Origin of the sequence: Nocardioides acrostichi (assembly GCF_015319165.1) — a bacterium.
Classification (GTDB): domain Bacteria; phylum Actinomycetota; class Actinomycetes; order Propionibacteriales; family Nocardioidaceae; genus Nocardioides; species Nocardioides acrostichi.
The window spans coordinates 137,249-153,369 of sequence record NZ_JADIVZ010000008.1; the positions used below are offsets into that span (position 1 = coordinate 137,249).

The following is a 16,121-nucleotide window of genomic DNA, read 5'->3' on the forward strand; positions in this document are numbered from 1 at the left end:
TCGCATCCTTCGTCGCGGTCGGGGTCGGCTCCGGCGCGGAGCCTCGCAGAGCCTATGCGCACCGCGGGATCGGGTCGAACCCGATCAGCGGTGCAACAGCTCCGGCGCCAGCCGGACGACGCCCACGACCAGGCCGGCGAGGTTCGCCGCGAGCAGCACGAGGATCCAGAGCACGGCCGGGACGCGCGTCAGCCGAGCGAGTTGGTCGGGGTCGGAACCACGCCGACGGGTGCGCCCGGCACTGAGTAGTTCGAGCAGCGGGCGAGGTGCGGCGAGCAACAGCAGCCAGGCCACCAGGTAGGCCGCGACCGACTGCACCATCGGGTGGGCGTACCAGCCGACCAGCCCGACGCCGACGCCCGCGACCAGCACGACCACGAGCCCGTAGCCGTTGCGGATCCACACCAGCAGCAGGGCGAGCAGCACGACCAGCCCCCACAGCAGGGCCAGGCTGCGCCCGTCGGCCAGCAGCACGGCGGCGAGCACGCCCAGCGCGGCCGGCGCGAGGTAGCCGGCCGCGAGCATGGCGACCATGCCGGGCCCACTGGGTCGCCCTCGCGACAACGTGACGCCGGAGGTGTCGGCATGCAGGCGCACACCGCTGAGGCGTCGCCCGACGAGCACGGCCACCAGCGCGTGCCCGGCCTCGTGCACCACGGTGAGGCCCAGTCGCACCCAGGGCCAGGCCCACGTCACGAGGGCGAGCGCCGCCAGGCCGGTGAGCAGCACGAACGACGGGTCGGGCACCGGCTGACGCGACGTGACGTCGCCGAGGAGGCGGTCGATCACCGGTAGCGCTCGGGCTGGGAGAGCCGTTCGTTCATCGAGCCGGAGCGGAAGCCACGCGGGTCGATCGACGCCTCGTGAAACCCCGCCTCACGGACGGCGGCGAGCACGCGCGCCGCTGTCTCACCGCCGGCCAAGCGGCGGGCCAACGGTGCGTCGACCTCGACCGAGGCGGCCTCGCCCAGGTCTCGCACCCGCAGATCGCGCAGGATCACGCCGGCGCCCTCGAGCACCGCCCGCACAGCGGCCTCGGCCCGCTCGACGCGCGCCAGCCGCGTCGGGGTGATCTCGAGGCCGTAGGCGACACGAGAGGAGAGGCAGGCGGCCGCGGGCTTGCTCCAGGTGGGCACGCCCCAACGCCGGGAGAGCTCGCGCACCTGGGCCTTGGTGAGCCCGGCGTCGGCCAGCGGCGTGACGGCGCCGCGCTCGTCGGCGGCCCGGATGCCGGGCCGGAAGCCGGCGCGCACGTCGTCGGCGTTCGTGCCGGTGGCCACGGCGGCGAGACCGTGCTCGGCGGCCAGCGGCACGAGGGTGTCGAGCAGCTCGGCCTTGCAGAAGTAGCACCGGTCGCCGGCGTTGGCCCGGTAGCCCACACGGTCGAGCTCATGGGTCGCAGGCGTCAGCACGCGCACGCCGAGCTGCTCGGCCAGGGCGCGCGCAGGGTCGCGCTCGGCGGCCGGCAGGGCGTGGGAGTAGCCCGTGGCCGCGACGACGCGGTCACGGCCCAGCACCCGGACCGCGGCGGCCAGCACCAGCGCGCTGTCGGCGCCGCCGCTGAAGGCCACCAGTACCGACCCGAGCTCGCGCAGCCGCTGCTCGAGAGCCACGCGGCGCTGTTCGAGCACGTGCTCGGCGAGCCAGCCGGGGAAGGCCTCGAGGCTCTCGAGCACGACGTCGGTGCCGGCGTCGAGCAGCTCCTCGCGGGTGCAGCCGCCGGTGAGCACCGAGACGCTCAGCACGCCCGCGGCCCGCGCGCCCTCGACGTCGTGCACGTGGTCGCCGACGTAGACCGAGGCCCCGTGGGTGCGCAGCGCCTCGGCCTTGCCCACGCCCCAGACCCAACCCTCGAGGTGGTCGACGTCGAGGGCGAGCCGGTCGAGGTGGCGCTGCGCGTTCGGTGTGTACTTGCCGGTGACGACGACCGTGCCGCCCCCGAGCTCGCGGACCGCCGCCAGCGCCTCGTGGGCGCCGGGCAGCGGGGGCACGGTCGCCACGGCGTGGTCGGGGTAGAGCTCGCGGAACCGGTCTCCGGCCGGCCCGATCTGCTCGGCCGGCAGGTACGGCGCGAGCAGCTGCTCCAGCGGCGGCCCCAGCCGTCTCGTCATCTCCTCGGCGGGCAGCTCGACCCCGAGCTCGGTCGCGAGCACGCCCAGGGTGGCCCGAAAACCCGGCACGGTGTCGATGAGCGTCATGTCGAGGTCGAAGCCCACCACCAGCGGTGGCAGGAGGTCGCGCGACATGCGGGCAGCCTAGCCAGACGGGGCCACCGTGCGTTCGGGGTGCGCGGCGCCCGGCGATTTGCCAGAATGTACGGCTCACCGCCTCCGCTTCCTGGGACCGAAGGCGGTGCGGCACCACCGCAGCACCCCTGGACGTCCCTGACCGGAGGCCCCGATGCTCCCCGAGCCGCCCCGCATACGCCGGGTGCTCGCGCGCGCGCTCGCGGCCCTGGCGGTGGGAGCCGTGGTCGTCACGCTGGCGCCCGCAGCGTCGTCCTCGGCCGCGGGAGGCGACCGAGGTCGTCTCTACCTGATCACGTTCCGGGGGCCGGGCACGGCCGGGTCCGAGAGCGACCCACCCGCCCTGCTCCAGTCGCTGCGCATGCGCGTGCACCAGGACCAGGTGCTCGACGCCCTCGAAGCCCCTGAACCGGTGTATCGCTGGACGACGGCGCTCGACGGCGTCGCCGTGCGCCTCACCCGCGACCAGGCGGCGGAGGCCGCCACGGTGCCCTCCGTCGCACGGGTCGAGCCCGACCAGCTGCGGCCGCTGGCCTCAATCGGTGCCCAGGCCGCCACCGCGGCGGCCCGCAGGCTGCTGGGCACCCAGGGCCGCGACCGGGGCGGGGCCGGCGTGGTCGTCGGCGTCGTCGACACCGGCATCGACCCCGACAACCCGGTCTTCGCACCGGGCGGCCGACTGGGGCGGGCCTCGCACCACTTCGACGGCCGCTGCGTCACCGGCCCGGGCTGGCCGGCGTCCGCCTGCTCCGGCAAGGTCGTGGGCGCCCGGTGGTTCGCCGACGGGTTCGGGGCCGACAACCTCAGCAGTTCCGCGGCCCTCTCGGCCCGCGACGACGACGGCCACGGCACGCAGGTCGCCTCCATCATCGCCGGCAACACGGGTGTGCCGGTGCGTGTGGGCGACACCGGGATCGGCACCTTCTCAGGCGAGGCGCCGCAAGCGCGCCTGGCCGTGTACAAGGCGTGCTGGAGCGCACCCGACCCCGACGGCGACGGCTGTTCGACCGCCGACCTCGTCACCGCGATCGACCGCGCGACGGACGACGGCGTCGACGTGCTCAACCTCTCGGTGGGCGGGCCCAGCGAGATCGACACCGTCGACCTGGCGCTGCTCGGCGCCGTCGAACACGGCGTGAGCGTGGTGACCGCGGCCGGCAGCGCCGTGAGCGGCCACGACGCCGGCACCGCTCACCCCAGCCCGTGGGTCACCACCGTGGGGGCGACCACCGGCGTGCGCCGCACCGGCACGGTGGCGCTCGGACGCAACGGACCGCGCCTGACCGGGGCCAGCGCGGCCGGCGAAGCCGTCGGCCCGCTGCGCATGGTCGACGCAGCCAGGGCCCGGGCGGCGTCCGCGACGCGCGACGACGCTCGACTGTGCCTGCCTGGCTCGCTGGACGCGGCCGCGGTGCGCGACCGGATCGTCGTGTGCGACCGCGGAGACATCGGCCGGGTCGACAAGTCCGCCACGGTGGCCGCCGCCGACGGCGCCGGCATGGTCTTGGTCAACCGCGGACCCCGCTCGCTCGAGGCCGACTTCCAAAGCGTGCCGACCGTCAACGTGAGCACGCACTCCGGGGCGGTGCTGCGACGCTGGGTGCGCAAGCACCCGGGCGGCCTGGCTCGCATCGCGCCACGCCCGGTCACCGACCCCGACGCCCGGGTCACCGGCTGGTCGGCCACCGGCGACCCGGAGGCCGCCGTCCTCAAGCCCGACCTGGTCGCCGACGGCGACGGTCTGCTCGCGGCCGAGCCGGCGGGCGCCGCCAGCCGGTGGGGCCTGGTCTCCGGCACCTCCATGGCGGCCGCCAGGGTCGCCGGTGCCGCCGCCCGGCTCCGTGCACTGCCCGGCTGGAATGCCGCCCGTGTGCAGTCCGCGCTGACCACGAGTGCCGTGCCGGTCGCCGGCAGCGGCGTGCTCGCCCAGGGGGCGGGGCGTCTGGGCACCGAGCCGTCACGTCCGGTGCTCGTCATCACCCAGGGCGCCGCCGGCTACCGCCGCTGGCTCGAGGGCCGGTCCGTGACACTGAACCTGCCGAGCGTCACCCTGCTGCCGGGCGGGACGACGCATCGCACGGTCACCAACGCAGGTCGCGCGGCGCGCGTCGTGAGCGTGACCGGCAGCGACTTCACCCGAGCCGGCGTGAGCGTCTCGCCGTCGTCCGCCGTGATCGAGCCGGGTAGGTCGGTGCGGTTCACCATCTCCTCCCCCACCGGCCCGGGTCAGGACTCCGGGATCCTCACCTTCACCACCGGCCTCGGCGAGCAGCTCCGTGTGCCGGTGCTCATCGGCCGTTGATCACCGGGCCTCCACCGCCTTCCCCGTGGCGTCGGCGTTGAAGTCGGAGCTGAACCAGTCCGTCATGTCGACGCGCTTCGGCAGCACCCCCGCGTCGTAGAACGCGTCGGCCATCTTCTGCGTCGAGGCCACGATCTCGTCGTCGATCGGAACGGCGTCGACCGGCCGCTTCTTGGTGGCGAAGGCCGTGATCTCGGGGTCCAGACCGGCTCCCTGCGCCCACACCTTCGACCAGGCTTGCAGGTGAGCGGGCTGTCCGGACCAGATCTGGGCCTGCTGGATGCGAGAGAGGTAGTCCTCGAGAGCCGCCTCCGTCGCCGGGTCGTCGAGCGCCTGATCGGAGGCGACCTGGAAGTTGAGACCGTTCATCACCCCGTTGTCACCGTTGACGAGCACCTTGGCGCCGTCCTGGATCTGCACCTGCGAGGTGTACGGCTCCCACGTCGCCCACGCGTCGATGTGTCCGCTGGTGAAGGCCGCGAGCGCGTCGGAGGGCTGGAGCTCCACGACCTTGATGTCGTCGAGCGTGAGGCCCGCCTTGGCGAGCTGGCCGAGCAGGTTGTAGTTCGCCGAGCTGCCCGGGGCGACCGCCACGGTGGCCCCGGCCAGGTCGTCGACGGAGGTGAGGTCGGACCCCTTCGGCACCACGATGGCGTCTCCCTCCGCGGTGTAGCGGGCAGAGGCGACCACCTTGAACTCGCTCCCGGAGGCCGCGGCGAAGATCGGTGGGGTGTTGCCCACCATCGCCACGTCGATGGACTTGGCCGCCAAGGCCTCCATCATCGGCGGTCCGGAGGTGAAGGTGCTCCAGTCGATCTCATAGGGCGTGTCGTCGAGCCCGGAGGCCTGGAGCAGCGCTTGGGCGCTGACACCCTTCTGGTCTCCGGCGTGCAGGGTCACCTTCGAGAGGTCGATGCTGCCGTCGTCGTTGACGGCCGCGGCGTCCGGGTCGGCCACGCCGCAGGCGGAGAGGGTCGCGGCCGCCAGGAGCACCAGCGCTCCTGCGGCAGCGCGAAGGGTCCGTCGGGATCGGGTTGCTGGCGGGTTCATCGGTTGCTCCTGGTGGGATTGGTGGGGTGCGGCAGCCGTCCGGTGACGGGGTCGCGATCGGGATTGGGCGGGAGGGGTCGCACTCCGAGCGCGTGCAGGATGTCGGCTCGCGCGGCCGCGACCTCGGGGCGCTCGGGCGAGCGCTCGGTGCGGGGCAGCTCGGTGCGCCACTCGTAGGAGATGAGCCCCTGATCGAGCACCACGACGCGGTCGGCGAGCGCCAGGGCCTCGTCGACGTCGTGGGTGACGAGGAGGATGGCCATCCGGTGCTTGCGCCACAGCTCGATGACGAGCTGGTGCATCTCGATACGCGTCAGCGCGTCGAGCGCGCTGAACGGCTCGTCGAGCAGCAACAGCTCCGGTTCGACGACCAGGGCTCGAGCCAGGGAGACCCGCTGCGCCTGCCCGCCCGAGAGGTGCAGGGGCCAGGCGTCGCACCGCTCGGCCAGCCCGACCTCCGCCAGCGCGGCGGTGGCGCGCCTCGCGCGGTCTCGTCGGTCACCCTCGGCCAGCAGCGCGAGTTCGACGTTGCGTTGCACACGCTGCCAGGGCAGCAGCCGGGGCTCCTGGAACGCGACCGCGGTGCGACCGGTGACCCGCACCTCCTCGCGCGGGACGTCGTCGAGACCGGCGAGTCCGCGCAGGAGCGTCGACTTGCCGCACCCGGAGCGTCCGAGCAGGGCCACGAGCTCGCCCGGGGCGATGCTCAGGTCGATGCCGCGCAGCACCTCACGCTCACCGAAGCGTCGCCGGTGGGAGGCGACCACGGCGACCGGGCCGACGGGAGCGTCCGGATGCGGGCCGGAGTCGGCCGTCACGGAGGTGCGCGGTGCCGCGGGAGTGCTCAGGCGCGCCATGCCAGCACCCGCCTCTCCACGAGGCGGACGAGTGCGTCGGTGAGCAGGCCCAGCAGCATGTAGACCACGAGGCCGACGACGATGACGTCGTTCATGAGGAACTCACGGGCGTCCATGATCATCTTGCCGATGCCGCGGTCGGCTGCGATCTGCTCGGCGACGATGAGCGTCAGCCACGCCACCCCCAGGCTCTGGCGCAGCCCGGTCATCGCGTGGGGCATCGCCCCCGGGAGGACGACGTAGCGGATCCGCTGCCAGCGCGAGAGTCGCATGCTCGTGGCGGCCTCGGCGATCTTGCGGTCGACCCCACGGATACCGGCGACCAGGTTCAGGTAGAGGGGGAAGACGGACCCGAAGGCGACCAGCGCGATCTTCGGCTGCTCGCCCAGCCCCATCCAGAGGATGAACAGGGGGATCAGGCCCAGATGGGGCAGCATGCGCAGCATCTGCATGGGCGGGTCGATGACGAGCGCGCCCGCTGCGCTGAGCCCGGCGGGCAGTGCCAGCACGATGGCGAGCGCCGCCCCGATCGCGAACCCCAGCAGGGCTCGCTGCGCCGAGACCAGGGTGTTCTGCTGCAGCGTCGAGCCGAAGAGTCCCTGCGTGACGAGGTCGCGGACGGTGCCGGCGATGGTGACCGGGGAGGCCAGGGTGCTCTCCTGGAGCACGCCGAGGCTGCTCAGGGCCTGCCAGAGCACGAGCAGGGCGAGTGGCGAGAGCCACGGGAGCAGGGCGCGCCCCACGCGCCCCGCCGACCGGCTCCTCGCGGGTGCTGCGACTCGCAGGGGGTCCGTGGGGGGACCACCGCGGGGTAGGTCGGGATCGACGATGCCGGCGGCTGCCGGCACCTCAGTGATCGTTGACGAGGACATGCGTGCTCTCTCTCCGTTCGGTGGCCACCCCGGCCGGGGGGACGAGGGGGTCGGATGGGACGAGTGGGACGACGCCCCAGGGGTCGTCGTAGACGGGGCGCAAGGCCGCCGCTCCGGCCGCCACCGCCTGGATCGAGGGCCCGAACTGCGTGAAGACGGGTTCGATCGCGGGGAGCCGTGTGGTGGCGGCGAACGCCCGGGTCACCTCGGTGACCGCCGGGCGATAGCGGGTGAACGCCTGGCCCAGGAGGACCAGCCGGTCGGGGTCGACCATGTCGCGGACCCGAGCGGCCATCCGGCCCAGGCTCCGCGCTCGCTGCCGCAACGCGCCGTCGGCCGCGCGGTCGCCCGACTCGGCGCTCGCGACCAGCGCTGCCACGTCTGCACGCGACGCGAGTCGATCGCCGAGGGCTCGCGCGCCGACGGCCTGGTCGCCGGCCGCGACCGCGAAGCAGCCGCGCGCGCCGCACTCGCACGGCACGTCGTCGTCCACGGGGAAGTGCGTCAGCCGTACGGGGTGTGACACCTCGGCGCGGGACTCGTGCTCGGAGACCAGCACGAAGCTCGCCGTGCTCCGGGCGTAGACGTAGAGGGTCACACCGTCGCGCTCGTGCCCACGGAGGGCGTGGTCGGCGGAGGCGGCGGCCGAGAGGTGGTGGGCCGAGACCACGTCGAGCCCCAGCTCCTCGTGGAGGCGTGCCGCTGCCTCCTCGCGGTCGAGTGAGAGGTCGGGCCAGGGGCCGACGAGCCCCGCGCCGAGCGGAACCCGCTGCGGGAGCGAGCGCAGCATCTGCGCCACCGCCGAGGCGGTCTCGGTCGCGTCGAAGCGACCGGGCGTGTGCGCACGCTCGCGAGAGGCGACGACGCGGCCGGAGAGATCGCTCAGCGAGACCGTCGTCGCAGCGAGCCCGACGTGCACGCCCACCACCACGAAGCGGGAGACGTCGAGCTCCACGGGGACGCTCGGGCGGCCGGCGACGCCCGCAGGCACGAGGTCGGGACGCTCGCGCACCAGACCGGCCTCGACGAGGCGCGGCACCACGCGGGCGACCGTCGCGACACTGAGCCCGGTCGAGCGGGTCAGGTGATCGCGCGTGCGGGGGGCAGCACGCCGCAGTGCCTCGAGGATCTGCGTCGCCGCGGGGGCCTCGTGGCCGCGCGCGACGACCAGCCGGGGGGAAGCGGGCACCATCCAGCCTCTCAATGTCGAGTAATTTGATCGACATTGACCATAACGGCTCGCTGGGCCCAACCCGCACATCCGCCACCACAACCAGGGTGTTTCGCTCGACGCGAGAGAAAGGCTTCTCACCTGGCCTGGGGCCCTCCCAGCATGGCTAGGTCGCACCGGGTACGCCGGTGCGGCCTTCCCCTCGACGAAGGAGCCGCAGATGAGCATCGACACCCCCCTCGCCCCCTCCCGCGCCCGCACCGCGCGCGTCACGAATCGCCCTGCTCCCGAGCTCGGGGTCACCCGGATCGGTGGTCGCATCGGGGCGGAGCTGTCCGGCGTCCGCCTCGGTGCGGATCTGCCCGAGGAGACGATCGCGCGGATCCGCCACGCCCTCCTCGCGCACAAGGTCGTCTTCGTGCGGGGGCAGCACCACCTCGACGACGAGGCCCAGATCGGGTTCGCCGAACGCCTGGGCCCCCTCACCACGGCCCACCCCACCGTCAACACCGGCAGCGCCCGCGTGCTGGCCGTAGCCGCCAAGCAGGGCATGGCCGCCAACAGCTGGCACACCGACGTGACGTTCGTCGACCGGGTGCCGGCCATCAGCGTGCTGCGCGGCGTGGCGATCCCGGCCTACGGCGGCACCACCACCTGGGCGAACACCGCCTCGGCGTACCAGGCACTTCCCGAGCCGCTGCGGGTGCTGGCCGAGAGCCTGCGCGCCGTGCACACCAACGACTACGACTACGCCGCCACCGCCGAGTCGCCCGAGCGTGGCGAGGAGGACGACGTGTTCGACCGCCGAGAGTTCGGCAAGGTTCCCTTCCGCACCGAGCACCCCGTCGTCGCGGTGCACCCGGAGACGGGTGAGCGGTGCCTGCTGCTCGGGCACTTCGTCGAGCGCTTCGTCGGACTCAACACCGCGGAGTCACACGCCGTGTTCACGCTGCTGCAACAGCGCGTCACCGCACTCGAGAACACCGTGCGCTGGACCTGGCGCGAAGGCGACGTCGCCCTGTGGGACAACCGCGCCACCCAGCACTACGCCGTCGCCGACTTCGACGACCAGTACCGCGAGGTGCGGCGCATCACCGTGGCCGGCGGCGTGCCGGTCGGCGTCGACGGACGACCTGGGCGTGTCCTCGAAGGCGACGCCTCGGCGTACGCGAGCCTCGACGACCTGATCAGCTGATCTTCGGAGGCCGCCGCTGCGGCGCACGCCGGTCGACGTAGTCACGGGCGTGCGCCGGGCTCCACCCGTGCGCCTCGACCAGACCCCGGACGATCGTGTCGCAGTAGGCGGGCGAGGGCCGCACGTGCGGCACCCCCGTCGCGCCGTGCGGGGCGGTGAAGGTCAGCATGGGGGCACCGTCTCGTCGTCCGACCTCGACGAGTGTCTCGTACTCGCCCGGGCCGAGACGGTGCCGGCCGCCGGCCAGCGGCGCGAGCACGAGCGCCTCGACGGGGTCGTTCTCGGCGGGCAGCCGGTACATCTCCTGGGCGGCGATGTCGGCGAACTGCCCGGCACTCACGAGATAGGCGCGCGCCGCGGTGCTCCCCGGCGTGAGGTGGTCGTAGAACGCCACCCCGCCGCCCCACTGCGGCGAGTCGCCGGCGAAGTACACGGTGCCCGGCAGCCAGACCGCGGCGTCGGCCAGTGGCGGGCTGGTGTCGCGGGCTCCGGGGTTGCTGCGCGCACCTCCCGGCGGGCAGCCGCCCGCGAGGTAGCAGTCGAGACGGTCCCGGGCCAGGTTCGAGCCGTAGGAGACGTACCAGACGTGGGTCATCGTGCTCCACCGTAACGACGCCGAGAGGGAGCACGACGGCCCGCCCACCTCGCGGTGGACGGGCCGTCGCCGGTGGTGGCGCGATGCCCTACTTCGAGGGGTGCACCTTCACGACCATCACGTTGTTCTTCTTCTTGATCTTCTTGACGAAGATCGTGGTGCCGGTCTTCGGCACGTCGACGCTGTACCAGCCGGGCTGGTAGCGGCCCTCGTGCGTGCCGGTGCCGTGCTCGTCACTGTCGAACCACCAGTCGAGGTTGTCGTCGAACGTGCGCTCGGGGGTGATGCGCGGCAGCTGGAACGGGTCGCCGAGGTAGTGCAGCGTCTGACCACCCGTCTTGGCCGGACCGAACGCGGAGTCGAACGTCGCCGTCCGCGGCCGGGCGAGGGATCCGTCCGGCGTGTGGATGAAGTTCGGGTGCGCGTCGACCGGCAGGATCTCGCCGGATCCGGGGTGATCGCCGACGTTGTTGTCGGCTACCGAGGTGTCCCAGTAGGTGATGAGCGCGCCCGGACCGTTGCGGAAGAACTCGACCTCGTTCGGGTTGTCTCCCCCGACGAAGTTGTAGAGGTGCTTGAGCAGCCGGTCGCGGCCGACGTAGGAGCGGTTGTCGACGAAGTACGCGTTGGTGTACTGGTCGGTCTCCTCGCCGGTCGTGGTGGTGAACCCGTCGAGCTCCCAGCCCTCGGCACCCGCCTCGGCGGTGCCGAGGGTGGTGCCGGCCAGGGCGATGTCGTCGACCTTGAAGCCGGGCAGGGCGTAGCCGCCGTCGGTGACGTACTCGAAGCGGACGTCGGTGGCGTCGTCGGGCACGGTGGCCGAGAGGTCGACCCAGCCGTCGCTCTCCCCGGTGATGCCCGTGCCGTCGGAGGTGCCGCCGTCGGCCGGGTCGGTGGACTGGCTGGTCTCGAGGAAGCTCCAGGTGTCGCCGTCGTCGTTGGAGTAGGCGAGGTAGGCGTAGTCGTAGCCGGACTCGATGGAGTAGTCGACCTTCGCGGTGAGCTCGCCGCCACCTTCGACCGGGTAGGTCATGGTGTTGTCGAGGTCGTCGCCCTGGCCCGAGTAGTAGTAGCGCTCGCCGCAGGTGTCGCAGGGTGCGCCGTACTGCTTGGTGACCGACTTGTCGGGCAGCAGCACGATCAGGCCGTTCTTCTGCTTGCCACTGGTCGAGGCGCCGGGGCGCACGTAGTGGTAGGACGTGCGTCCGGTGCGGGCGACGTCGTAGTCGAGCCAGCCGAGCTGGAACTTCTCCCAGGCGCCGAACGGCATCGGCCGCTCGCCGATGCCGGAGTCCTTGACTCCGGTGCCGCGCGACTGCGACATCAGCGACCAGAAGCCGACGGAGTTCTCCGCGCCGCCGGTGTTGCCGGAGGTGTCGTAGAGGTCGGGCAGGCCGAGGTCGTGGCCGAACTCGTGGGCGAACACCGAGAGGCCGCCGTTCTCCGGCTGGATGGTGTAGTCGCCGACCCACACACCCGTGGGGTTGTCGGGCAGGGCCACGTCGGCGCCGTCGGGGTCGGAGACGCCGCCCTCGCCGACGTTGACTCCGCCGAACTGACCGCCGTCGACCGGGCCGGTGCCGTACGGCTCGACCTGGGCGTACCAGCGGTGGCTCCAGATGGCGTCCCCGGCGTAGATCGGGTCGCCGTCGGCCTGGTCGCCGCCCGCGTGCACGATCTGGAAGTGGTCGATGTAGCCGTCGGGCTCGTTGAAGTCGCCGTCGTTGTCGTAGTCGTAGCGGTCTTGGGTATCGAACGTCTTGAGGTACTTCGTGATCCGGTCCATCGACCAGCCGGCGTCGAGCTTGTCCTGGGTCCAGGTCGAGAGCGCGTCGCGGATGAGGTACCAGGTGTTCGAGCAGGCGATGGAGCCGCAGTAGTCACGGCCGTACCGGGCCTCGTTGAAGGGCACCTTGACCCAGTCGGTGACGGTGCCGTCGACGGAGTACTGACCGCTGGACTGGTCCTCGTAGAACTTCTTCATGCGCTTGAAGTACATGTCCTGGTAGTGCGACTGGTCGTAGTCGGACTGCCAGACGGTGCTGTTGTCGACCGAGCGGTCGGGCTTGGGGATCTCGTTGTGCAACGGGCCATCGAAGCGCTGGGCCTCGCTGTCCTCGCCATCGGGGTAGGCGGAGTGGCGGGTGTCGCCGAACTCGGCGAGCACGACGAAGATCTTGTCGGTGCCGGTCTGGGCGATCTTGCCGTAGGTGCCGGGCGCGACCTTCTCCGAGACGCCCGTGCCGCCTCGCTTGAGCCGCTGCGCGAGCGCCTGCTGGCGTACGTCGTCGTACTTCTTCTGCCACGGCATGCTCAAGGAGTCGCCGACGTCCTTGGGCTGCGGGGTGGCGTCGGACGCGCTGGGGGTGGCGCCCGAGGGGCCGGCGATCGCCGGCAGCGTGAAGGCGGCCGCGACCAGCGCGGTGCTCGCCAGTGTCACGAGGCGTGACTGTCTCACGTGGTTTCCTCTCATCCGAGAACGAGCGCCCGGATGCGCCCGTCAGAGGCCCGGAGCGGGAGTCACCCGACCAGGCACCGCTACCCGACCCCGAGCGGGCATCTCGGCGAAAGAGCGAATCGCCATCGTTATCAGTTCGTGACGCACCGGTCGTCACACGATCTGCGGACGACGCGGGGGCGCGCCGCAAACCCTCCCGCTCTCACCCTCCTGGGCCGGGCATTCGGGGTGAGTCAGCGCTGGCGGGCGTCGACGACGACGGCCGTGGCGTTGTCGGTGCCGCCGGCCTCGAGCGCCGCGGCGACGAGCGCGGCCGCCGCCTGCTCCGCGGTATCGCCGGTCGTGAGCAGCCGCTCGATCTCGTCGGGCCCGAGCAGCCCGCTGACGCCGTCGGAGCACAGCATGACCCGCGGGCAGGTGGCGACCGGCACGGTGAAGAAGTCGGGGTTGCCGGCGTGCGGGCCGCCGAGCGCCCGGGTGATGACGTGTCGCTCGGGGTGGTCGGCGACGGCCTCGGGCGCGAGCGCGCCGGAGTCGACGAGCTCCTGCACCACGGAGTGGTCGACGGTGAGCTGCCGCAGCGCACCCTCGACCACGCCGTAGGCACGCGAGTCGCCGAGGTTCATCAGCAACCAGGTCGGCTCGCCGGCCACGGTGACGACGGTCGCCGTGACGACGGTGGTGCCGGCGTGGAAGCGGCGGTGCCCGGCCGCGCGCTGTTCGGCGCCGTAGCGCAGGATCCGCTCCTGGCAGCGTGCGAGCAGGCGCACCAGGTCGCCCTCCTCGACGTCGCGCGGTGCGCCTTCGCCGACCTCGCCGACCTCGCGGGCCAGCCTGGCGATCTCCTCGACGGTGATCGCGCTGGCGACATCACCCCCGTCGTGGCCCCCCATGCCATCGGCCACCCCGAACAGCGGGGGCTGCACGGCATAGGCGTCTTCGTTGGCGGCCCGCACCCTGCCGACGTCGGTGACCGCACCGTGGGTCAGGAGCAGCGCGCTCACCGGGCGGCCCGCCCCGGTAGCGTGGTTCGGGTGTCGACCACCGGACCGGACGCCGCTGCGCCGCGCGCCGGGTACCGCTCGCTGGCCGACCAGCTGCGGGCGTGGCCCGACGACCGGCTCACCCGGCTGCTGAGCGCCCGTCTCGACCTCGCCACCCCTGCTCCTCACGACTCCGGCCAGTTGGCCTCCCGCGCAGCCACCCGGTCTTCGATCCTCCGGGCCCTCGACCAGCTCACCCGCACCGAGCTCGCTGTGCTCGACGCGGTGGTGGTGGCGGGCCACGCGACGAGGGCCACCCTGCCATCCATCCTGCACGCGAGCACCGACAACGTCGACGCCGCGCTCGTCACGTTGCTCGACCGGGCGCTGGTCTGGGAGTCGGCGGCTGGCCTGCGTCCGGTGACCGGAGCGGGCGAGGCGATGGTCGCGGGCTCGGCGGCGGGCACGAGCGGACTGCGACCCTGCTCGGCCGAGCCGATGGCGGCGTCCGAGATCGAGGCGCACGTCTCGCAGCTCTCGCCGCAGGCCGAGGCGATGCTGCGACACGTGCTCGACTCCGGTGGCGAGGCCACGAGCGGGACGGCGCGCACCACGGTGTCGCCCGACCGGGCGCGCACCCCGGCCGAGGAGCTGATCGCCCGCCGGCTGCTCCAGCCTCGAGGCGACGGCTCGCTCGTGCTGCCCGGCGAGGTGGGGCTGGTGCTGCGCGGCGGACGCACGACGTCCGAGCCGGTCGACGCGGTGCCCGAGGTGGCGACGTCCGCGCGGGATGCGGCGCTGGTCGACCGTACGGGGGCGGGGGCGGCGTTCGAGTTCGTGCGCCGCGTCGAGCAGCTCGCCGACGCGTGGGCGGTGCGGCCGCCGTCGTGCCTGCGCAACGGTGGTCTGGGCGTGCGCGAGCTGCGGGCGGCGGCCGGCGAGCTGGGCGTCGAGGAGCGGTACGCCGCCCTGGTGGTCGAGGTGGCCGCCGAGGCGTCGCTGCTGGCGGTGGGGCAGACGGTGGACGGAGAGCCGGTGTGGCTGCCCACCGACGAGCTCGACCGCTGGGTGGCCAAGGAGCCGGCGCAGCGGTGGCTGGTGCTGGCGCGCGCGTGGTGGGGCAGCAACCGGCTGCCGGGACTGGTGGGCTCGCGTGACACCGCCGGCAAGACCTGGAACGCGCTCGTGCCCGAGCTCGCCGGGGTGCACCAGGTCTCGACCCGCGGCCTGGTGCTCTCGGAGCTGGCGGGTCTGCCGGCGGGCCAGGTGCTGGCGACGGGCACCGGGCTGCCGGGGCTGGTGGAGCGGGTGGCGTTCCTGCGCCCGCGGCGCCCGCGCACGCGTGATGACATGGTGGCGTGGGCGGTGGCCGAGGCCGCCGACCTGGGCGTCACCGGGCTGGGCGGGCTCACCACCTATGGCCGGCTGCTGGTGGACGGCGACGACGCTGCCGCTGTGTTGGCCGCGTTGGCTGCCTTGTTGCCCGACCCGGTCGACCACGTGCTGGTGCAGGCCGACCTCACCGCGGTGGCGCCCGGGCCGCTGGAGTCGTCTCTGGCGCGGCGGCTCGCGACGGTGGCCGCCGTGGAGTCGCGCGGCGGGGCGACCGTGTACCGGTTCACGCCCGCCTCCGTGCGGCGCGCCCTCGACCTGGGCTGGACGGCCATCGAGGTGCACGACTTCCTCGCCGAGGTCTCGCGCACCCCGGTCCCGCAGCCGTTGACCTATCTGGTCGACGACACCGCCCGCACGTTCGGGTCGATCCGGGTCGGGCACGCCGAGGCGTTCCTGCGGGCCGACGACGAGACCGCGCTCGCCGAGCTCCTGCACCACCCCGGCGCCTCCTCGCTGGGGCTGCGGCGGTTGGCGCCGACAGTGCTCATCTCGACGCTGCCGCTCGACATGCTGCTCCCCCGGCTGCGCGCTCTCGGGGCCGCGCCGGTGGTGGAGGGCCCCGACGGCACGGTGCAGGTGGCGCGGCCGGACCGGCTGCGCGCCCGCACCCCACGAGCGCAGCGCTCCGGTGGTGCCCGTGCCGCCCGCGACGCCGCGTCGGTCGCGGCCGTCGTGGTCGCCGTCCGCTCCGGCGACGCCGCAGCGGCCTCGCGCCCGGCCGCGGCGCCCGAGCTCTCGCCGTCCGGCTCGTTGGCGGCGCTACGCGAGGCGATGGACGCACGCGCCGCGGTGGTGATCGGGTACGTCGACAACCACGGCGGACGCTCGGAGCGCCTGGTCGAGCCCGTCTCCTTGGACGGCGGCCGGCTCGTCGCCCGCGACCGGCGCTCCGACGACGTCCGTGAGTTCGCCGTGCACCGCATCACGTCGGTGCGGCGGGCGTGACGGTTCATCGGCCCCCCGATGAATCTGCGGGTTCCCGGGTGTTGCCCCATCG

The 16,121-nt window shown here is 73.2% G+C and carries 12 protein-coding genes; 3 read left to right on the top strand and 9 right to left on the bottom strand.

What is annotated here, in order from left to right:
• Positions 1 to 84: 84 nt before the first annotated feature.
• Both ISG29_RS15050 and larE read right to left on the bottom strand, forming a co-directional pair.
• Positions 85 to 789 carry a M50 family metallopeptidase gene (locus ISG29_RS15050; RefSeq protein ID WP_194504266.1) on the bottom strand — a complete coding sequence of 235 codons (705 nt, stop codon included), beginning with the start codon at positions 787 to 789 and terminating at the stop codon, positions 85 to 87.
• Positions 786 to 2,246, bottom strand: a complete 1,461-nt coding sequence (gene larE / locus ISG29_RS15055; RefSeq protein WP_207793161.1) for an ATP-dependent sacrificial sulfur transferase LarE — start codon at positions 2,244 to 2,246, stop codon at positions 786 to 788. The genes ISG29_RS15050 and larE overlap by 4 nt, the downstream gene beginning before the upstream one ends.
• A 154-nt stretch (positions 2,247 to 2,400) precedes the next feature.
• On the opposite strand from larE, the gene ISG29_RS15060 reads away from it, so the two are divergent.
• Positions 2,401 to 4,548, top strand: coding sequence for a S8 family serine peptidase (locus tag ISG29_RS15060; RefSeq protein ID WP_194504267.1), 2,148 nt, complete (start codon positions 2,401 to 2,403; stop codon positions 4,546 to 4,548).
• On the opposite strand, the gene ISG29_RS15065 is transcribed toward ISG29_RS15060, so the two are convergent.
• The 4 genes from ISG29_RS15065 to ISG29_RS15080 form a co-directional block, all read right to left on the bottom strand.
• Positions 4,549 to 5,598: an ABC transporter substrate-binding protein gene (locus ISG29_RS15065; protein WP_194504268.1), complete on the bottom strand. Its 1,050-nt coding sequence runs from the start codon at positions 5,596 to 5,598 to the stop codon at positions 4,549 to 4,551.
• On the bottom strand, positions 5,595 to 6,455 hold the full coding sequence (locus tag ISG29_RS15070; RefSeq protein WP_194504269.1) for an ABC transporter ATP-binding protein: 861 nt from the start codon (positions 6,453 to 6,455) through the stop codon (positions 5,595 to 5,597). The genes ISG29_RS15065 and ISG29_RS15070 overlap by 4 nt, the downstream gene beginning before the upstream one ends.
• Positions 6,443 to 7,198 carry an ABC transporter permease gene (locus ISG29_RS15075; protein WP_207793162.1) on the bottom strand — a complete coding sequence of 252 codons (756 nt, stop codon included), beginning with the start codon at positions 7,196 to 7,198 and terminating at the stop codon, positions 6,443 to 6,445. Before ISG29_RS15075 ends, ISG29_RS15070 begins: the two co-directional genes overlap by 13 nt.
• A gap of 106 nt (positions 7,199 to 7,304) precedes the next feature.
• A complete protein-coding gene (locus ISG29_RS15080) occupies positions 7,305 to 8,516 on the bottom strand; it encodes an ROK family transcriptional regulator (RefSeq protein ID WP_194504271.1) in 1,212 nt (403 codons plus the stop codon).
• Positions 8,517 to 8,718: 202 nt separating this feature from the next.
• Here ISG29_RS15080 and ISG29_RS15085 point away from each other — a divergent pair, with 202 nt between their 5' ends.
• Positions 8,719 to 9,693 (top strand): TauD/TfdA dioxygenase family protein, encoded by a 975-nt coding sequence (locus ISG29_RS15085; protein WP_194504272.1) that lies wholly within the window; start codon positions 8,719 to 8,721, stop codon positions 9,691 to 9,693.
• Here the strand turns inward: ISG29_RS15085 and ISG29_RS15090 are convergent.
• From ISG29_RS15090 to ISG29_RS15100, 3 genes are all read right to left on the bottom strand, one after another.
• The gene (locus ISG29_RS15090; protein ID WP_194504273.1) at positions 9,686 to 10,288 is read right to left on the bottom strand and encodes a histone deacetylase; all 603 of its coding nucleotides are present in this window, start codon (positions 10,286 to 10,288) and stop codon (positions 9,686 to 9,688) included. The genes ISG29_RS15085 and ISG29_RS15090 overlap by 8 nt on opposite strands.
• Positions 10,289 to 10,376: 88 nt before the next feature.
• Positions 10,377 to 12,746: an immune inhibitor A domain-containing protein gene (locus tag ISG29_RS15095; RefSeq protein WP_207793163.1), complete on the bottom strand. Its 2,370-nt coding sequence runs from the start codon at positions 12,744 to 12,746 to the stop codon at positions 10,377 to 10,379.
• A 233-nt stretch (positions 12,747 to 12,979) separates the two neighbouring features.
• A complete protein-coding gene (locus tag ISG29_RS15100; protein WP_194504275.1) occupies positions 12,980 to 13,750 on the bottom strand; it encodes a PP2C family protein-serine/threonine phosphatase in 771 nt (256 codons plus the stop codon).
• Between the two features lie 30 nt (positions 13,751 to 13,780).
• On the opposite strand from ISG29_RS15100, the gene ISG29_RS15105 reads away from it, so the two are divergent.
• Positions 13,781 to 16,069, top strand: coding sequence for a helicase-associated domain-containing protein (locus tag ISG29_RS15105; protein WP_194504276.1), 2,289 nt, complete (start codon positions 13,781 to 13,783; stop codon positions 16,067 to 16,069).
• The last annotated feature ends 52 nt before the right edge of the window (positions 16,070 to 16,121 follow it).